This is a genomic window from Actinoplanes sandaracinus (genome assembly GCF_030009775.1).
Taxonomy (GTDB): Bacteria; Actinomycetota; Actinomycetes; order Mycobacteriales; family Micromonosporaceae; genus Actinoplanes; species Actinoplanes sandaracinus.
The window spans coordinates 136,129-151,071 of sequence record NZ_JASCTH010000005.1; the positions used below are offsets into that span (position 1 = coordinate 136,129).

The window sequence follows — 14,943 nt, forward strand, 5'->3', positions numbered from 1 at the left end:
TCGTGTTGCGGGCACATGACAGCCCGTCTCCTCGCCGCAGCTCCCCGCGTCCCCCGGCGCTGAATCGGCGTGCCCAGAACCTGTCGCACCCCTAGGAGTGACCGGATGGCCCAACTGCGTCACCGCTTGTCCCGCCTGTCCGCCGTCGCCCTGCTGGCCGCGGCCCTGACCGGCGGCGTGCCGGCCGGAGCCGCCCACGCCCGGCTCGCGCCCCAGGAGCCCGGCGTGACCCTGCGAGTCTTCGACGTCCAGACGCCACTGACCAGGATCTGCACGCTGAAGCCCGCGCAGACGCCCAACATCGACAAACTGATGGCCACGATCAACTGGTCCGGCGCCGACTTCGGCATCGAGGACCACTTCGTGGCCCAGGCTCTGGCCAACCTCACCGTCCCGGTCACCGGCTCGTACACCTTCCGCCTCAGCAGCGACGACGGATCGCGTCTCACCGTCGACGACGTCGTGGTCGTCGACCACGACGGCCCGCACGGCACCACGGCGAAGGACGGCGCCGCCGAACTGACCGCCGGCGTCCACCCGTTGCGGATCGACCACTTCGAGCGCGACGGCGGCCAGCAGCTCACGCTGGAATGGCGACGACCGGGCGCCTCGGCCTTCGAGGTGGTGCCGAGCTCCGCGCTCAGCACCGAATCCGGCGTGGTCCGGGTGACCGCTCCCGGCCGCAAGGAGTGCGAGCAGGCCGGCGACACTCCCGGGGACGGACTGCCGCTGACCGGCGTCCATCCCGGCTACAGCCTCACCAGCCTGCGGCCGGCCGGCTTCGAGCCCCGGGTCACCGGAATGGACTGGCTGCCGGACGGACGGCTGGCCGTCCTGACCTGGGGCGGCTCGGACGACTCGGGATCCTCGGCGGCCGGCGAGGTCTACCTGCTCGACAACGTCACCGGCAGCACCGGTCCCGGCAGCGTCTCGCTGAAGAAGATCGCCGGAGGACTGAAGGAGCCGATGGGGCTCAAGATCGTCGACGGAGTCGTCTACGTCTGCGAGAAGGCCCGGCTGACACGGCTCGTCGACGCCGACGGCGACGAGGTCGCCGACCGGCTCCAGACGGTGGCCACCTGGCCGTACGGCGGGAACTTCCACGAATTCGCGTTCGGCCTGCTCTACGACGCGCCGAACTTCTACCTGAACCTGTCCGTCTCGATCAACTACGGCGGCAACACCACCGATCCCCAGCCGGCGCCGAACCGGGGCACGACGATCGAAGTCAACAAGGACACCGGAGCGATCTCGTACGTCGCCGGCGGTCTCCGGACGCCGCACGGCATCGGCTGGGGCCCGGAGAACGGCGTGTTCGTCACCGACAACCAGGGCGGCTGGCTGCCCTCGTCCAAGCTGGTGCACATCAAGCAGGACCGGTTCTTCAACCACTACACGAACCCGGCCGGCCCGTTCGACGCGAAGCCGGTGACGCCGCCGGCCCTCTGGATGCCGCAGAACGAGATCGCGAACTCCCCCAGCACGCCGGTCCTGCTCAAGCAGGGCGTGTTCGCCGGGCAGATGCTGATCGGCGACGTCACCTACGGCGGCCTCCAGCGGGCCTACCTGGAGAAGGTCAACGGCGAGTACCAGGGCGCCCTCTTCCGGCTCACCCAGGGCCTGGAGGCCGGCGTGTCGGAGGTCAGCCTGGGACCGGACGGGGCCGTCTACGCCGGCGGGCTCGGCGCCGGCGGCAACTGGGGCCAGACCGGCAAACTGAAGTTCGGGCTGCAGAAACTCACCCCGAACGGGAAGAACACCTTCGACATGCTGGCGATGCGGGCCCGGCCCGGCGGCTTCGAGATCGAGTACACGTCCCCGGTGTCCACCGAGACCGCCAACGCGCTCGCGGCGAAGTACACCGTCAAGCAGTGGCGCTACCAGCCCACCACCGCCTACGGCGGCCCCAAGATCGGCGAGCAGGCCCTGGCCGTGACGTCCGCGAGCCTGTCGGCCGACCGGAAGAAGGTCACTCTGGCCATCGCCGGACTCAAGCCCGGGCACGTGGTGCACCTGCGCTCGCCGCGTCCCTTCTCCAGCGCCACGGGCGAGACGTTGTGGAGCACCGAGGCGTGGTACACCCTCAACGCGCTGCCCGGCGTCACGCCGCCGGCCCCGAACACCTACCAGGCCGAGGAGGCGGCGAACCTCGGCGGCGCGGGCGTGAACACCAACCACGCCGGCTACACCGGGTCCGGTTTCGTCGACGGGTACGGCACGCCTGGCGCGGCCACCACGTTCACCGTCACCGCCGCCACCGCCGGCGCCTACGACGTGGCGCTGCGTTACGCCAACGGCCCCGACCCGTTCACCGGCACCAAGAAGATCAGTCTCCACGTCAACGGCGTCAAGCTCCGCCAGACCGCTCTCGCCGACACCGGAGCCTGGGCCACGTGGGCGCAGAAGACCGAGAGCGTGCCGTTGAACGCGGGAGGCAACACCATCACCTACCGGTACGACAGCGGCGACGACGGTCACGTCAACCTCGACGCCATCACGATCAGCGGCGGCGTCGGCCCGATCAGAGGCATCGGCGGCAAATGCGTCGACGTCGACAACGCCGGCACCGCGAACGGCACCAAGATCCAGCTGTGGACCTGCAACGGCTCCAGCGCTCAGCAGTGGAGCCGGGTGGGCGCCACGCTGCAGGCTCTGGGCAAGTGCCTGGACGTGGCCGGCAGCGGCACCGCGAACGGCACCAAGGTGCAACTGTGGACCTGCAACGGCAGCGGCGCGCAGGTGTGGCAGCCCCAGCCCAACGGCTCGGTGCTGAACCCGCAGTCCGGCAAGGTGCTCGACGCCGCGGCGGCGGCGACCGCGGACGGCACTCAGATCCACATCTGGGCGTACGCCGGTGGCGCCAACCAGCACTGGGTCCTCAGCGGCGCATCCTGACCACGCCGGGCGCCGTGCGGCCGCGCGGCCGGTCAGCCACCTGCTCCGGGCGGCTGACCGGCCGCGAGTGCCACGGCCGGCCGGCGCCCGCGCCGCGGCCCGTTGGCTAAACTGCGCCTGCCATGGAGATCGCCCCGTCCTACCGTGAGTCTCAGCGCGCACGGCTGCGTGACGCGCTGGTCAGCGCGGCCCGTGAGCTCACCGTCACCAACGGCTGGAACACCGTGCGCATGGTGGACGTCGCCCGGGCCGCCGGGGTCAGCCGGCAGACCGTCTACAACGAGTTCGCCGGCCGCGACGGGCTCGCCGAGGCCATCGCCGTCCGGGAGATCGAGCGGTTCACCACCGCCGTACACACCGCACTGTCCGCCCACGGCGGTGACGTGCGCGCGGCCGCCCATGCCGCCGTTCTGCACACGCTGCGGGAAGCGGCCGACAACGCACTGGTCCGCGCCATCCTGACCAGCTCGCGCGGCGGCGACGAACTCCTGCCGTTCCTGACCACCCGGTCCGGCACGGTGCTGACACTCGCCGGCGAGGTCATCGCCGCGTGGGCGGCCGCCCATCTGCCCGGCTCGGACCCCGCGGCGGTGGCTTTCGCCGGCGACTCGGTCATCCGGCTGACGGTCAGTCACATCATGCTGCCCTCGGCCACACCCGAGGCGACCGCGACGGCGCTGGCCGACGTGTTCGTCCGCCTGCTCGCCTGAGCCCTCCCGGCCCGCCGCCCATCTCGCCTGAGCCTCCCGGGCCCCGCCGCCCACCTCACCTGAGCTTTCCCGGCCCCGCGACCCATCGAAGCTCTACGTTTTATGGATTCCATTTTCGCTGCTCAGAAAACATCTTCTTGACACAGGATGCCTTCGTGTAAAGCATATTGCCATGGACGTCGCCGTGACACCGTGGCGCGACACCAAGCGCCCGCTGTGGCCACTCGCCCTGGTGGTCCCCGCCCTGCCCTTCATCGCCCTGCTCCTCGCCACGGCCACCGGCTCGCCGTGGGCCTGGTGGCTGACGCCGGTCTTCATCCTCGGCGTCATCCCGGTCATCGACCTGCTCATCGGCGACGACCGCGCCAATCCCCCGGACGACGCGGTGCCCGCCCTGCAGGCGTCGCCCTACTACCGCTGGATCACCTACCTCTTCCTGCCCGCGCAGTACGCCGCCCTGGTCATGACCTGCGTGGTCTGGTCCGGTGATCCCGGTGTGACCGGTGGCGCCGGACTGGTTCTCACCGCCGGCCTGGTCAACGGGATCGCCATCAACACCGCCCACGAGCTCGGCCACAAACGCGAGAGCGTGGAGCGGTGGCTGTCCAAGATCGCGCTCGCGCCGACCGGGTACGGGCACTTCTTCGTCGAGCACAACCGCGGCCACCACGTCCGCGTCGCCACCCCGGACGACCCGGCCAGTTCACGCCTCGGCGAGAGCTTCTGGCGATTCTGGCCGCGGACCGTCGCCGGAAGCCTGCGCTCGGCCTGGCACCTGGAGACCTCCCGGCACCGGCTGCGCGGGCGCAGCCCCTGGCGGCCCCACAACGACATCCTCAACGCCTGGGCCATGACCGTGGCGCTGTTCGCGGCCCTCGTCGCGGGGTTCGGGCTCCAGGTGCTGCCGTTCCTCGTGCTGCAGGCCGTGGTCGGGTTCTCCGTGCTGGAGGCGGTCAACTATCTGGAGCACTACGGTCTGCTGCGCCGCCGCAACGCCGCCGGCCGTCACGAGAAGGTCGACCCCCGGCACAGCTGGAACAGCGACCGGCTCACCACCAACATCTTCCTGTTCCAGCTGCAGCGGCACAGCGATCACCACGCCAATCCGCTACGCCGCTACCAGACCCTGCGCAGCTTCGACGTCTCCCCGCAGCTGCCCGCCGGATACGCCACCATGCTGTTGATCGCTCTGGTCCCGCCACTGTGGCGGCGCGTCATGGATCCACGCGTGCTGGCCCACTACGGCGGGGACGCCAGCCTCGCGAACACGTCGGCCGGATACCGTCCGCCGCACGCGCCCGGCGGCGGCGCCGCCTGACACCGTTTCACCGGAGACGTCCCGTCGCCGGCGGCGGGACGGGTGATCACCACCCGCCGGGCCGGGGCGCGCCGGTCATCAGGGGTCCGTGCGGCCGATCCGGTCGAGCAACTCCTGCAGCATCAGACCGCGGCGCACATCGAGGGGGTGCGGCACACCGGAGCGCACGGCGGCGGCGAACTCGGCACGCAGCACCGGCCAGCACTGCCCGTGATCCACGGCGCCGAAGTCGAGCGCCAGGGTCCCGGCCGGGCCGAACAGCTCGATCCCGGCCCGCGACGATGCCAGCCCGACGGCGCCGGACAACGACATCTGGCTGACCGCGCCGTGGCGGTGCCGGCAGGTCAGCTCGATCCAGCGGCGGCTGTCGCCGGCGGCGCGCACCTCCTCGATCGGCCCGAGGGCGGCATCGGCGAGGTCCAGCAGGTGAGGGCCGAGGTCGTACAGGGCGCCGAGCGTCAGCCGCCAGCCGGTCGCCATCGCGCCGCCCAGAAAGGCGCCGTGCAGGTAATGGGTTCTGGCGCCGGCCGCCTCGAAGGCCGCCGCCGCGGCGAGGAAGGCCCGGGTACTCGGGTGGTAGCGCTTGGTCAGCACGAGCTGGGTGACCACGCCGTGCTCCGCGACGGCGTCGGCGAGCGCCCGCGCGCCGCCGAGATCGAGGGCGAGCGGCTTCTCCAGCAGCAGCGCCTTGCCGGCCCGCGCGGCGCGGGGCGCGAGCGCGGCCTGCACGTCCGGCGGCACGGCGAAGGCGACGGCCTCACACCGTTCGAGGAGTTCCTCGTACGACACGGCGGCGTGCGTGCCCAGCCGGCCGGCGAGCCGGGCGGCGGCTTCGCCACGGCGCGCCCAGACGGCGGCGAGCCGGGTCTGCGGGCCGGCGGCGAGCACCGGCCCATGCATGGTCGCCGCCCACGGCCCGGCGCCGACCAGCCCCACCTCGACGGGCGTCCCCGAGTCGGCCTCCATGCCGGACATTCTCCACGCGAATCCCCCGTGGGGGCGTCGACGGATCAGCAGGTCACCGGTTCGGAGGCGGGCATCGTCCGGGCGAGTTCGGCGTCCACGGCGGCCGGGGCGTACACCTGGTCGACGACCATCGCGTACCCGCCGATCACCGCCGACTGGGTGCCCAGCCGGCTCGTGCTGACCTCCAGGTGGCGCGTCGAGCGCGGCAGGGCACTCTGGTAGAGCACCTCACGCACACCGGTGACGAAGTGGATGTCGGCCAGGTCACCGGCGATGACCAGCACCGCGGGGTTGACCAGGCACACCACCGTGGACAGCACCTCGCCGACGAGCTTGCCCGCCGTACGCGCCAGGTGCACCGCCTCAGCGTGCCCGGACCGGATCCGCTCGACGAGCTCGGCGCCCGAGGACGTGGGTGTGCCGGAGGCGGTGAGCCGCTGCGCGAGCGCGAGACCGCTGGCCACCGCCGCCAGGCAGCCGTAGAGGCCGCACTCGCACCGGGCCTCGCGATGCTCGTACAGCCGGATGTGGCCGATGTCGCCGGCGCCGCCGTCGATGCCGCGGTAGACCTGCCCGTCGATGACCACGCCGGCGCTGATGCCGGTGGCCACCTTCACCAGGACCAGCGCCGGGCAGTCCGGGTAGTGGACCGCCTGCTCCCCCAGCGCCATCAGATTGGCGTCGTTGTCCACGTAGACCGGCCGGCGCCAGGTGCGCCGCAACCGCTCCGCGATGGGGTATCCGTCCCAGCCGGGCATCATCGGCGGCTGGGTGACCATGCCGGAGTCGAACTCCACCGGGCCGGGCACGCCGACACCGATGCCGCGGACCTGCCCGGCGTCCCATCCGGCTCTGGCCAGCACGCGGCGGAACGCGCCGTCGGCCCAGGCCAGCACCGCGTCGGGGCCGGTACCGATCTTGATCGGCTCGTGCTCCTCGGCCAGGGGCTGACCGCCGAGGTCCACGACCGCGGCCCGGGCGTGGTTGCCGCCGAGGTCGGCCACCAGCACCACGCCGTGCCCGGTGTCGAACTCCAGCAGCTCGGCCGGCCGGCCGCCGGTCGACCCCTCGACGCCGCAGGCACGCAGATAGCCCGCCGCGCGTAACACGTCGATGCGCTGCGTGGTGGTCGAGCGGGACAGGCCCGTGTAGCTCTGCAGCTCGCCCCGCGTCCGGGCGCGCCCGGTACGCACCAGCCACAGCAGGTGCCCTGCCGAGTTCTGGTTACGGCCCCATCTATCCGTGATCGGCACAGACCGTCAACCCTTCGTTCCGGAGGTGCTCGACGGCCGAGCGGATGGTCAGGACAGGTACGGCGGAGCAGACGTTCATGATGCGTAGCGTAAGCAACCCCGATGCGCCGGGTGACCGGGTCGCGTGCGCCACGCCCACCGTCCGGCACGCTCCCGACCAGCGCGGACGCGCACGCTGGGCACTGTCGCAGGTGGTCATGACGAGGTTCGGCGGTGGCGCCGCCACCAGGTGCGCGGGCGTTTCAGCCCGATTTCACCCACCGGTGCGGCGACTATTGCCCGCTGACCAGACATAAGTGGCTCGGAGATTCGACGTAACATCTCGCGTTTTGCCGCGCGACCGAGGTTAGTGCGATGAAATGTCCGAGTGTCCCAGACAGTGCAGATCACCTCTCCGCATCACGTCGAGGTGATCGATCAGCCCTCCCCGGAACTGCGCGCCGGTCAGGTGCGTGTGTGCACCACCTACTCCGGAATCTCGGCAGGCACGGAGCTGACCGCCTACCGCGGCTCGAACCCCTACCTCAACAGGTCCTGGGATCCCGACCTGCGGATGTTCGCCGAGGACGCCGTCGGGCTCAGCTATCCGGTCGCCGGGCTCGGCTACTCCGAGGTCGGCCAGGTCGTCGAGGTCGCCCCGGACGTCGCCGACGACCCCGGCCTCCCGCCGGTCGGCGCGCACGTGTGGGGCATCTGGGGTCACCGCGGCGAGGCCGTCCTGCCCGCCGAGAAGCTGCGCGGCTGCGCCGTCCCGGCCGGACTCGACCCGATCGCGGCGACCTTCGCACGGGTGGGCGCGGTCGCTCTCAACGCGGTGCTGGCGGCCGACATCCACCTCGGCGAGACCGTCGCCGTGTTCGGGCAGGGCGTGCTGGGGCTGCTCACCACTCGACTCGTGCGGCTCTCCGGCGGTACGGTCGTGGCGGTGGACGCGGTGCCCGGCCGGCTGGAGAAGGCTCTGGAGTACGGCGCCGACACCGTCCTGGACGCGCGTGACGGCACGGCCGCGCAACAGATCCGACGGCTCACCGACGGCCGTGGAGCGGACGTGGCGATCGAGATCAGTGGCTCGTACCCGGCGTTGCACGAGGCGATCCGGGCGGTCGCGGTCAACGGCCGGGTGGTGGCGGCCGGCTTCTACCAGGGCGACGGTGTCGGGCTGCGTCTCGGCGACGAGTTCCACCACAACCGCATAGGGCTGATCTGTTCGCAGATCGGCGGGGTGCCACCGGCCGTCGTCGGGCGCTGGGACCAGATCCGGCTCAACCAGACGTTCCTGCGGCTCGCTTCGGATCACCAGATCGACCCCGCCGGACTGGTCAGCCACGTCATTCCGGTAAGTGAGGCGGCGGCCGCCTATCGGATGCTCGACCGCAGTCCCCACGAGGCACTCCAGGTGGTGTTGACGTTCTCATGATCAAGATTTCGTGTCAGGAGCAGTTGCTGCCCGGGCAGACGCTGCAGGAGAAGTTCGAGTTCGCCCGGGACGCCGGCTACGACGGCATCGAGCTGCGTGCGCGCGGCGACTTCGCGTTCCGGGATCGCCTGCCCGAGCTGCGCCGGGCGGCCCGCGACGGGATTCCCATGCCGTCGGTGTGCGTCGACATGTCGCACTTCTTCGCCGCCTTCGACCCCGGTCTGCGCCGCGACGCCCTCGACCAGCTCACGTCGCAGCTGTCGGTGATCGCCGAGGTGGGCGGGCCCGGCGCGGTGGTCTGCACCCCCGCCTCCTGGGGCATGTTCTCCCGCCGGCTGCCGCCGTTCGAGCCGCCGCGCGGTGAGCGTGAGGACCGGATGGTCCTGCTGGAAGGCCTCACCGAGCTGGGCGAGCACGCCGCCCGGGTGGGTGCGACGCTGGCGCTGGAGCCGCTCAACCGGTACGAGGACCACATGGTCAACCGGCTGGAGCAGGCGGTCGACCTCATCGACACGGTGGGCCTGCCGTCGGTGAAGGTGCTGGCCGACACGTACCACATGAACATCGAGGAGGACGAGCCCACCTCGGCGCTGGTCCGGGCCGCCGCGCACCTGGGCCACGTGCAGGTCAGCGACTCCAACCGCTTCCAGCCGGGCGCCGGGCACCTCGACTGGGCGGCTCTGCTGGGCACCCTCGACGCCCTGGAGTACCAGGGCTACCTGGCCGTCGAGTGCCGGTTGCGCGGCGAACCAGCCGCGGCCGTCGCGGCGATCCCCGGGTTCCTGCGCCGCCACGATGTCGGTGTGCTGGTATGACGACGGCCTGCGTTGCGCGGCGGCCGCTCCTGGAACCGGCCGACGCTCTGGACCGGGCCGCCCGGCGGGTGCTGGCCACGAACTGGCGGCGGCACGCCACCGTGCCGGCCGCCCGGCTGTACCCGCATCAGTGGAGCTGGGATTCGGCGTTCATCGCCATCGGGCTGCGCCACCTGTCCCCCGCCCGGGCGCAGCGTGAGCTGGAGTCCCTGTTCGGCGCGCAGTGGCGTGACGGGCGCGTGCCGCACATCGTGTTCGAGCCGCATGTGCCGGCCGACGCCTACTTCCCCGGCCCGTCCTTCTGGCGTTCCACCGCGACGCCCGGCGCACCGGCGGTGGCGACCTCCGGCATCGTCCAGCCGCCGGCGCACGCCCTCGCCGTCTGGTTGACCTATCGCGCCGACCCGGCGACGGCCCGCGCCCGCGGGTTCCTGCCCCGCCTCTACCCGCGGCTGATCGCGTGGCACCGCTATCTCACGACCCGGCGGGACCTGACCGGCAGCGGGCTGATGTCCGTGGTGCACCCCTGGGAGTCGGGGATGGACAACAGCCCGGCCTGGGACGCGCCGCTGTCCCGGGTGACGCCGGTGCCGCCCGGCGAGTTCACCCGCCGCGATCTCGACCACGCCGCGGCCGCCGAGCGGCCCACCGACGCCGACTACGGCCGCTATGTCCGACTGGCCCGCGACTACCGTGACGCCGGATACGCCGACTCGCTGCGGGGGCACGGCTTTGCGGTGGAGGACCCGCTCTGCAACGCGTTGCTGGCCGCCGGCGAGCACGCGCTCGCGTCGATGGCCACCGAACTGGGCCGTGACCCGCAGCCGCACCGGGCGGCCGCCGCCCGGCTCACCGACGCCCTGACCGCCACCCTGTACGACCCCGCCGCCGGCATCTTCTTCCCCCGTGACGCGCACACCGGCGGGCACATCCGGTCGTACTCCGTCGGTGGTCTCATGCCGTTGATCGTGCCGGGTCTGCCGGTCGCCGCCGAGCTCGTCGAGACGGCGCTCGGCGACCGGTTCCGGCTGCGGGAGGCATGCCCGGTGCCGTCGTACGACCTCAGCGCCGGCGACCACGACCCAAGCCTCTACTGGCGCGGGCCCGGTTGGGTCAACACGAGCTGGCTGCTCTGGCACGGGCTGCGCCTGCACGGTGAGGCGTCACTCGCGGACGACCTGCGTCAGCGCCTGCTCGGCCGGGTCCGGGACGCGGGCTTCCGGGAGTACCTCGACCCGATGACCGGAACGGGCCATGGCGCCGACGAATTCAGCTGGACGGCGGCGCTGGTCCTCGACCTGATCCGGGCGCCGTGAGCGGACACTCGGTGGTCGCGGGCACCACCTGCCTGCTCACCGCGGGCGCCGGCGCCGATGTCACCGGCTCCAGCACGGACGGCTTCTTCGTCGACGACTGCCGTCACCTGTCCCGGCTGGTGTTGCGCGTGCCGGGGCCACCGTTGCGGGTGCTGCGCGGCGACCCCGGCTCCACGGTGTACGCACCCGACACCGGCCGCCACGCCGACGCGCCGTACGCGATGGTCCGGCGCCGCCGGGTCCTGCCGGGCCGCCTGATCGAGTCACTGGAGCTGACCAGCTTCATCACCACACCGCAGACCATCGATCTGGGGTACGAGCTGGCCGCCGACTTCGCCGACCAGTTCGAACTGCGCTCGGCGCGGACGTTCGACAAGTCCGACGCGATCCGCGGCGTGGACTCCTCCGGCGGCCGGCTGATCTGGTCGTACGCCCGGCGAGGTTTCACCCGCGCCACCACGGTCGACCCGGTGCCGGCCGCCGAGCTCACCGGCGACGGCCTCCGGTGGTCCGTGCCGCTGCCGCCGCGTGAGTCGGTGACGCTCGAGGTCACCGTGTCGGCGTCACCGCCCGCCGATCCCGCCGGCCCCGCCACCGCCGGGCGCGTCCCCGCGGTGGCCCGCGACGACCTCGCGCGGTGCGTACGCCAAGGGCTCGCTGATCTTGATGCTCTGAGCATGCCGGCGCCCGGCGTGCCCGGGGCGGTCGTGCCCGCCGCCGGCGCGCCCTGGTTCCTCACCGTCTTCGGCCGCGACAGCCTGCTGACCTCGCTGTTCGCGGTGCACCACCGGCCGGGGCTGGCCGCCGGCACGCTGCGGGCGCTGGCCGCCGCACAGGGCCGGGTCACCGACGAGTCCCGGGTCGAGGAGCCCGGCAAGATCATCCACGAGACCCGGCGGGGCGAGCTCGCGACCACCGGCGAGGTGCCGTACGGCCGCTACTACGGGTCGGTCGACGCGACACCGCTGTTCCTCATGCTGCTCGCCGCCTATCACGAGGTGACCGGCGACGACCGGCTCGCCGGAGAGCTGGAGCGGGCGGCGCGGGCCGCCGTCGGCTGGATGCTCGGGCCGGGCGGCCTCACGAGCGGCTACCTGCGCTACCGCACCGACCTGCCGGGCCTCGTACACCATTGCTGGAAGGACTCGGCCGACTCGATCGTGTTCGCCGACGGCACGCCGGCCGCCGGGCCGATCGCGGTCGCCGAGGCACAGGCGTACGCCTACCGCGGCCTCCTGGGCGCCGCCCGGCTCGCCGCCCGGGTGTGGGACGACCCGGCCTGGTCGGCGACGCTCACCGCCACCGCGGCCGCTCTGCGCGACCGGTTCGCCGCCGACTTCCGCCTGCCGGACGGCTTCGTGGCGCTCGCCCTCGACGCGCACGGCGCCGCGGTCGACGCGCCGGCGTCCAACGCCGGGCACGTGTTGTGGTGCGGGCTGCTCGACGACGACTGGGCCGCCACCGTGGCCGGGCGGCTGGCCCGCGACGACTTCTTCTCCGGCTGGGGCGTGCGCACGCTGGCCGCCGGGCAGGTCCCGTACCACCCGTTGTCCTATCACCGCGGCGGAGTGTGGCCGCACGACACGGCGATCACGGTGGCCGGTCTGGCCGCCGCCGGCCACCGCGCCGAGGCGGCAGCCATCGCCGACGGGCTGCTCGCCGCGGCGTCCTACACCGAGGGCCGGTTGCCCGAGGTGATGACCGGGCTGGCACGCGAGCGTGGGTGCGGTCCGGTGCCGTACCCGCATTCCTGCTCGCCGCAGGCGTGGGCGGCCGCCGCTCCCCTGCTGCTGCTGACGTTGTGAAACCGCGCCTGCGACGGCCGCGTCCGGAAGATCCGTCCGATAACGTACCGATGATGGATCGAGATCTCGTCGCGGCCCGCGACCTTGCCACCACCCTCGCGGTTCAGGCCGGCCGGCTGCAGCTGGAGCGACGCGACACCCTGAAAATGGGCGCGCCGAAGGCCCACGCCAACGATGTCGTCTCCGACGTCGACATCGCCAGTGAACGCCTGATCGTGGACGCGGTCCACGCGACCTGGCCCGACGACGCCGTCCAGGCTGAGGAAGGGCACGGCCGGGAGGGCACGAGCGGCTGGATCTGGGTCATCGATCCGCTGGACGGCACCCGCAACTACATCAGCCGCACCGGCCCGTGGTCGGTGTGCATAGCGCTCTACCACGAGGACCGCGCCAGGATGGCGGTGGTGCACGATCCCGCCGCGAACGAGACGTTCAGCGCCCTCGACGGTGGTGGGGCGTTCCTCAACGGCGAGCCGATCGCGGCGTCGAGCGGGCCGCCCCTGCACGAGGCCCTCGTGGGCGTCAGCTTCCAGCCCAACCCACGGACCAAGGACCGCGCGGGCCGGGTGATCCGGGAGTTGCTTCCGCTGGTCGGCGACATCCGCCGGCTCCCGGCCGCGTTGAACCTCGTGTACCAGGCGGCCGGACGGCTGGACGGGGGCCTGGCCCTCGACACGAACCTGTGGGACATCGCCGCCGGCGCGCTGATCGCCCGCGAGGCCGGTGTGGTCCTCGGCGGGCACGGCCCGGACTTCTCCACCGAGCTGACCATCGGCGCGGCGCCGCCGCTGTGGCCCGCCCTGTCCGAACGGGTCCGCGCGGCCGCCTGAGGAGGAGCGGCGACGCCCGCGCCGCATCTGGAACGGTCTCAGATCCCGCCCATACTCCCGCCGCCTAACCGAATCCATCGAAAAAATATCGATGCCATAACCGGGATCCTGGCCCTGCTGACCTACCCGTGCAAGATCTCGGTGCTTAGCTGGATCCTGAACCACCTCGCCGACCGCATCAGCGCCCACCGCAAGCAGAGCCTTTCCGCTGGCGGCGTCTCGATCTCGGCCGCAAGGCTCTGGTCACCCTGGCCTATCTGCGGAACGGCGACACCTACACCCGCCTCCGGTTTCGAGATCGGCATCACCACCGCCTGGCGCTACGTCCAAGAAGCGATCCTCCTGCGAGCAGAGCCGCCGACGACCCGGACACGGCGATGCGGCGCATCCGAACCTTCGCCTACGCCATCCTGGACGGCTCTGATCCGACCGGCCGCGTCGCCGGCCAGAAGCCCTACCGCTCCGAAAGCATCAGCACCATGGCGTGAACGTGTAGGTCATCGCGGATGCCGCCGGCCGCCTCGTGTGGGCATCACCGACGCTGCCAGGCACGGTCCACGACCCGACTGCCACCCGCACCCACGGCCTCCTCGAGGCGCCAATCAGGACGGACTTGATGACCTTCGCGGACAAGGGCCATCAAGGCGGCCAGAGTAGCGTGCGAACGCCGTTCAAATGGCGCCGCTTCAGGCTGAAACGGTCACACCGACAGAAGGCAGTGAATCGGGCGCACCCGAAGATCCGCGCCCGCGCCGAACGAGCGACCGCCACCCTCAAGAACTGGAAGGTCCTCGCCACGCTGCGTTGCTGCCCATGCCGACCGACCGTGATCGCGCAAGCCATCCTCTTCCTGCACCACGTCGAATCCAGCCACTACGCAGGATAGAAACGCTCGAAGTCAGCACCATTCTTTCGGAATTCAGATGCGGCATTAGCAACTGCGTCCCATATCAGGGCCACATGCATTCTTCTACATCCACTCGCACAGAACAGTAGCTCAGGAACGCTAACTTTGCGGCGACACGCCAAACGTCCATCCAATATGGACAGACGAAGCCTACTACCGACAGTCACGCCTCCGGGTACGCACTGTCAAAAATCCGACTAAAACAATCTAAAGGCGTCGATGTCGTGGATGATTAGCTAGGAAACAGCGCAAGAAGTACGGCCAAGTCCGATCAATAAGACTTGCAGGGGGATTAGTGCTACTGCCCGCCGAAATTAACGGCGTAGAGGTACTCGTCGAAGTCACGAAAAGTGCAGGCAGCGAGCCCACATCAGGGTTTCAACGCAGCGCCGAGAAGATCTCAGATCTTTTAGACCGCGCTCAGATAGTCATCGAAGCGATCGCAAATTCAATTTCTGAAACAGGACAGCGAATAGCCCAACAAGCAAGCCAGGCAAATCAGATCGAAATTCAATTCGGGCTGAAGTTCTCTGCGCAGGGAAAGATCATCATCGGCGCTTCCACGGCGGAGGGATCCCTCGCCGTGAAGATGATTTTCGCACAACAGCCTCGAACGGATTCCGATGAGTCATTTGAATGGCATGCTTCGAATGACGGCAAGGGGGAACAATGACTCGTAGTGCTTCTAGGATCGATCCGCGGTCTTTCTTG

At 71.0% G+C, this 14,943-nt stretch carries 11 protein-coding genes and 1 pseudogene; 10 read left to right on the forward strand and 2 right to left on the reverse strand.

The annotated features are described in order from the left end of the window. Window positions 1-105 precede the first annotated feature (105 nt). The 3 genes from QLQ12_RS09340 (at window position 106) to QLQ12_RS09350 (ending at window position 4,923) form a co-directional block, all read left to right on the forward strand. A complete protein-coding gene (locus tag QLQ12_RS09340; RefSeq protein WP_282758662.1) occupies window positions 106-2,895 on the forward strand; it encodes a ricin-type beta-trefoil lectin domain protein in 2,790 nt (929 codons plus the stop codon). Between the two features lie 122 nt (window positions 2,896-3,017). Then, window positions 3,018-3,605, forward strand: coding sequence for a TetR/AcrR family transcriptional regulator (locus QLQ12_RS09345; RefSeq protein WP_282758663.1), 588 nt, complete (start codon window positions 3,018-3,020; stop codon window positions 3,603-3,605). 172 nt (window positions 3,606-3,777) lie between these two features. Further along, window positions 3,778-4,923, forward strand: a complete 1,146-nt coding sequence (locus QLQ12_RS09350) for an alkane 1-monooxygenase (RefSeq protein ID WP_282758664.1) — start codon at window positions 3,778-3,780, stop codon at window positions 4,921-4,923. 78 nt (window positions 4,924-5,001) lie between these two features. On the opposite strand, the gene QLQ12_RS09355 is transcribed toward QLQ12_RS09350, so the two are convergent. Continuing rightward, window positions 5,002-5,889 carry a Gfo/Idh/MocA family protein gene (locus QLQ12_RS09355; RefSeq protein ID WP_282758665.1) on the reverse strand — a complete coding sequence of 296 codons (888 nt, stop codon included), beginning with the start codon at window positions 5,887-5,889 and terminating at the stop codon, window positions 5,002-5,004. Between the two features lie 44 nt (window positions 5,890-5,933). Beyond that, on the reverse strand, window positions 5,934-7,142 hold the full coding sequence (locus QLQ12_RS09360; RefSeq protein ID WP_282758666.1) for an ROK family protein: 1,209 nt from the start codon (window positions 7,140-7,142) through the stop codon (window positions 5,934-5,936). A gap of 367 nt (window positions 7,143-7,509) precedes the next feature. Here QLQ12_RS09360 and QLQ12_RS09365 point away from each other — a divergent pair, with 367 nt between their 5' ends. The 7 genes and pseudogenes from QLQ12_RS09365 to QLQ12_RS09395 all read left to right on the forward strand — a co-directional run bounded on the left by QLQ12_RS09365 (window position 7,510) and on the right by QLQ12_RS09395 (window position 14,905). Next, window positions 7,510-8,559, forward strand: a complete 1,050-nt coding sequence (locus QLQ12_RS09365) for a zinc-binding dehydrogenase (RefSeq protein WP_282758668.1) — start codon at window positions 7,510-7,512, stop codon at window positions 8,557-8,559. Continuing rightward, window positions 8,556-9,374, forward strand: a complete 819-nt coding sequence (locus tag QLQ12_RS09370) for a sugar phosphate isomerase/epimerase family protein (RefSeq protein WP_282758670.1) — start codon at window positions 8,556-8,558, stop codon at window positions 9,372-9,374. Before QLQ12_RS09365 ends, QLQ12_RS09370 begins: the two co-directional genes overlap by 4 nt. After that, a complete protein-coding gene (locus QLQ12_RS09375; RefSeq protein ID WP_282758672.1) occupies window positions 9,371-10,690 on the forward strand; it encodes an MGH1-like glycoside hydrolase domain-containing protein in 1,320 nt (439 codons plus the stop codon). Before QLQ12_RS09370 ends, QLQ12_RS09375 begins: the two co-directional genes overlap by 4 nt. Next, the gene (locus QLQ12_RS09380) at window positions 10,687-12,495 is read left to right on the forward strand and encodes an amylo-alpha-1,6-glucosidase (RefSeq protein ID WP_282758674.1); all 1,809 of its coding nucleotides are present in this window, start codon (window positions 10,687-10,689) and stop codon (window positions 12,493-12,495) included. Before QLQ12_RS09375 ends, QLQ12_RS09380 begins: the two co-directional genes overlap by 4 nt. Window positions 12,496-12,548: 53 nt before the next feature. Next, a complete protein-coding gene (locus QLQ12_RS09385; protein ID WP_282758676.1) occupies window positions 12,549-13,325 on the forward strand; it encodes an inositol monophosphatase family protein in 777 nt (258 codons plus the stop codon). A 114-nt stretch (window positions 13,326-13,439) separates the two neighbouring features. Continuing rightward, a pseudogene (locus QLQ12_RS09390) lies at window positions 13,440-14,211 on the forward strand (transposase family protein). 316 nt (window positions 14,212-14,527) lie between these two features. Beyond that, complete coding sequence (locus QLQ12_RS09395; protein ID WP_282758677.1) at window positions 14,528-14,905, forward strand: CU044_2847 family protein; 378 nt, start codon at window positions 14,528-14,530, stop codon at window positions 14,903-14,905. The last annotated feature ends 38 nt before the right edge of the window (window positions 14,906-14,943 follow it).

Excerpts from the sequence above, each read along its gene's own strand:
- QLQ12_RS09375 (WP_282758672.1), top strand. The coding sequence starts at position 9,371 with ATGACGACGGCCTGCGTTGCGCGGCGGCCGCTCCTGGAACCGGCCGAC.
- QLQ12_RS09355 (WP_282758665.1), bottom strand. The coding sequence starts at position 5,889 with ATGGAGGCCGACTCGGGGACGCCCGTCGAGGTGGGGCTGGTCGGCGCC.
- QLQ12_RS09345 (WP_282758663.1), top strand. The coding sequence starts at position 3,018 with ATGGAGATCGCCCCGTCCTACCGTGAGTCTCAGCGCGCACGGCTGCGT.
- QLQ12_RS09370 (WP_282758670.1), top strand. The coding sequence starts at position 8,556 with ATGATCAAGATTTCGTGTCAGGAGCAGTTGCTGCCCGGGCAGACGCTG.
- QLQ12_RS09340 (WP_282758662.1), top strand. The coding sequence starts at position 106 with ATGGCCCAACTGCGTCACCGCTTGTCCCGCCTGTCCGCCGTCGCCCTG.
- QLQ12_RS09385 (WP_282758676.1), top strand. The coding sequence starts at position 12,549 with ATGGATCGAGATCTCGTCGCGGCCCGCGACCTTGCCACCACCCTCGCG.
- QLQ12_RS09350 (WP_282758664.1), top strand. The coding sequence starts at position 3,778 with ATGGACGTCGCCGTGACACCGTGGCGCGACACCAAGCGCCCGCTGTGG.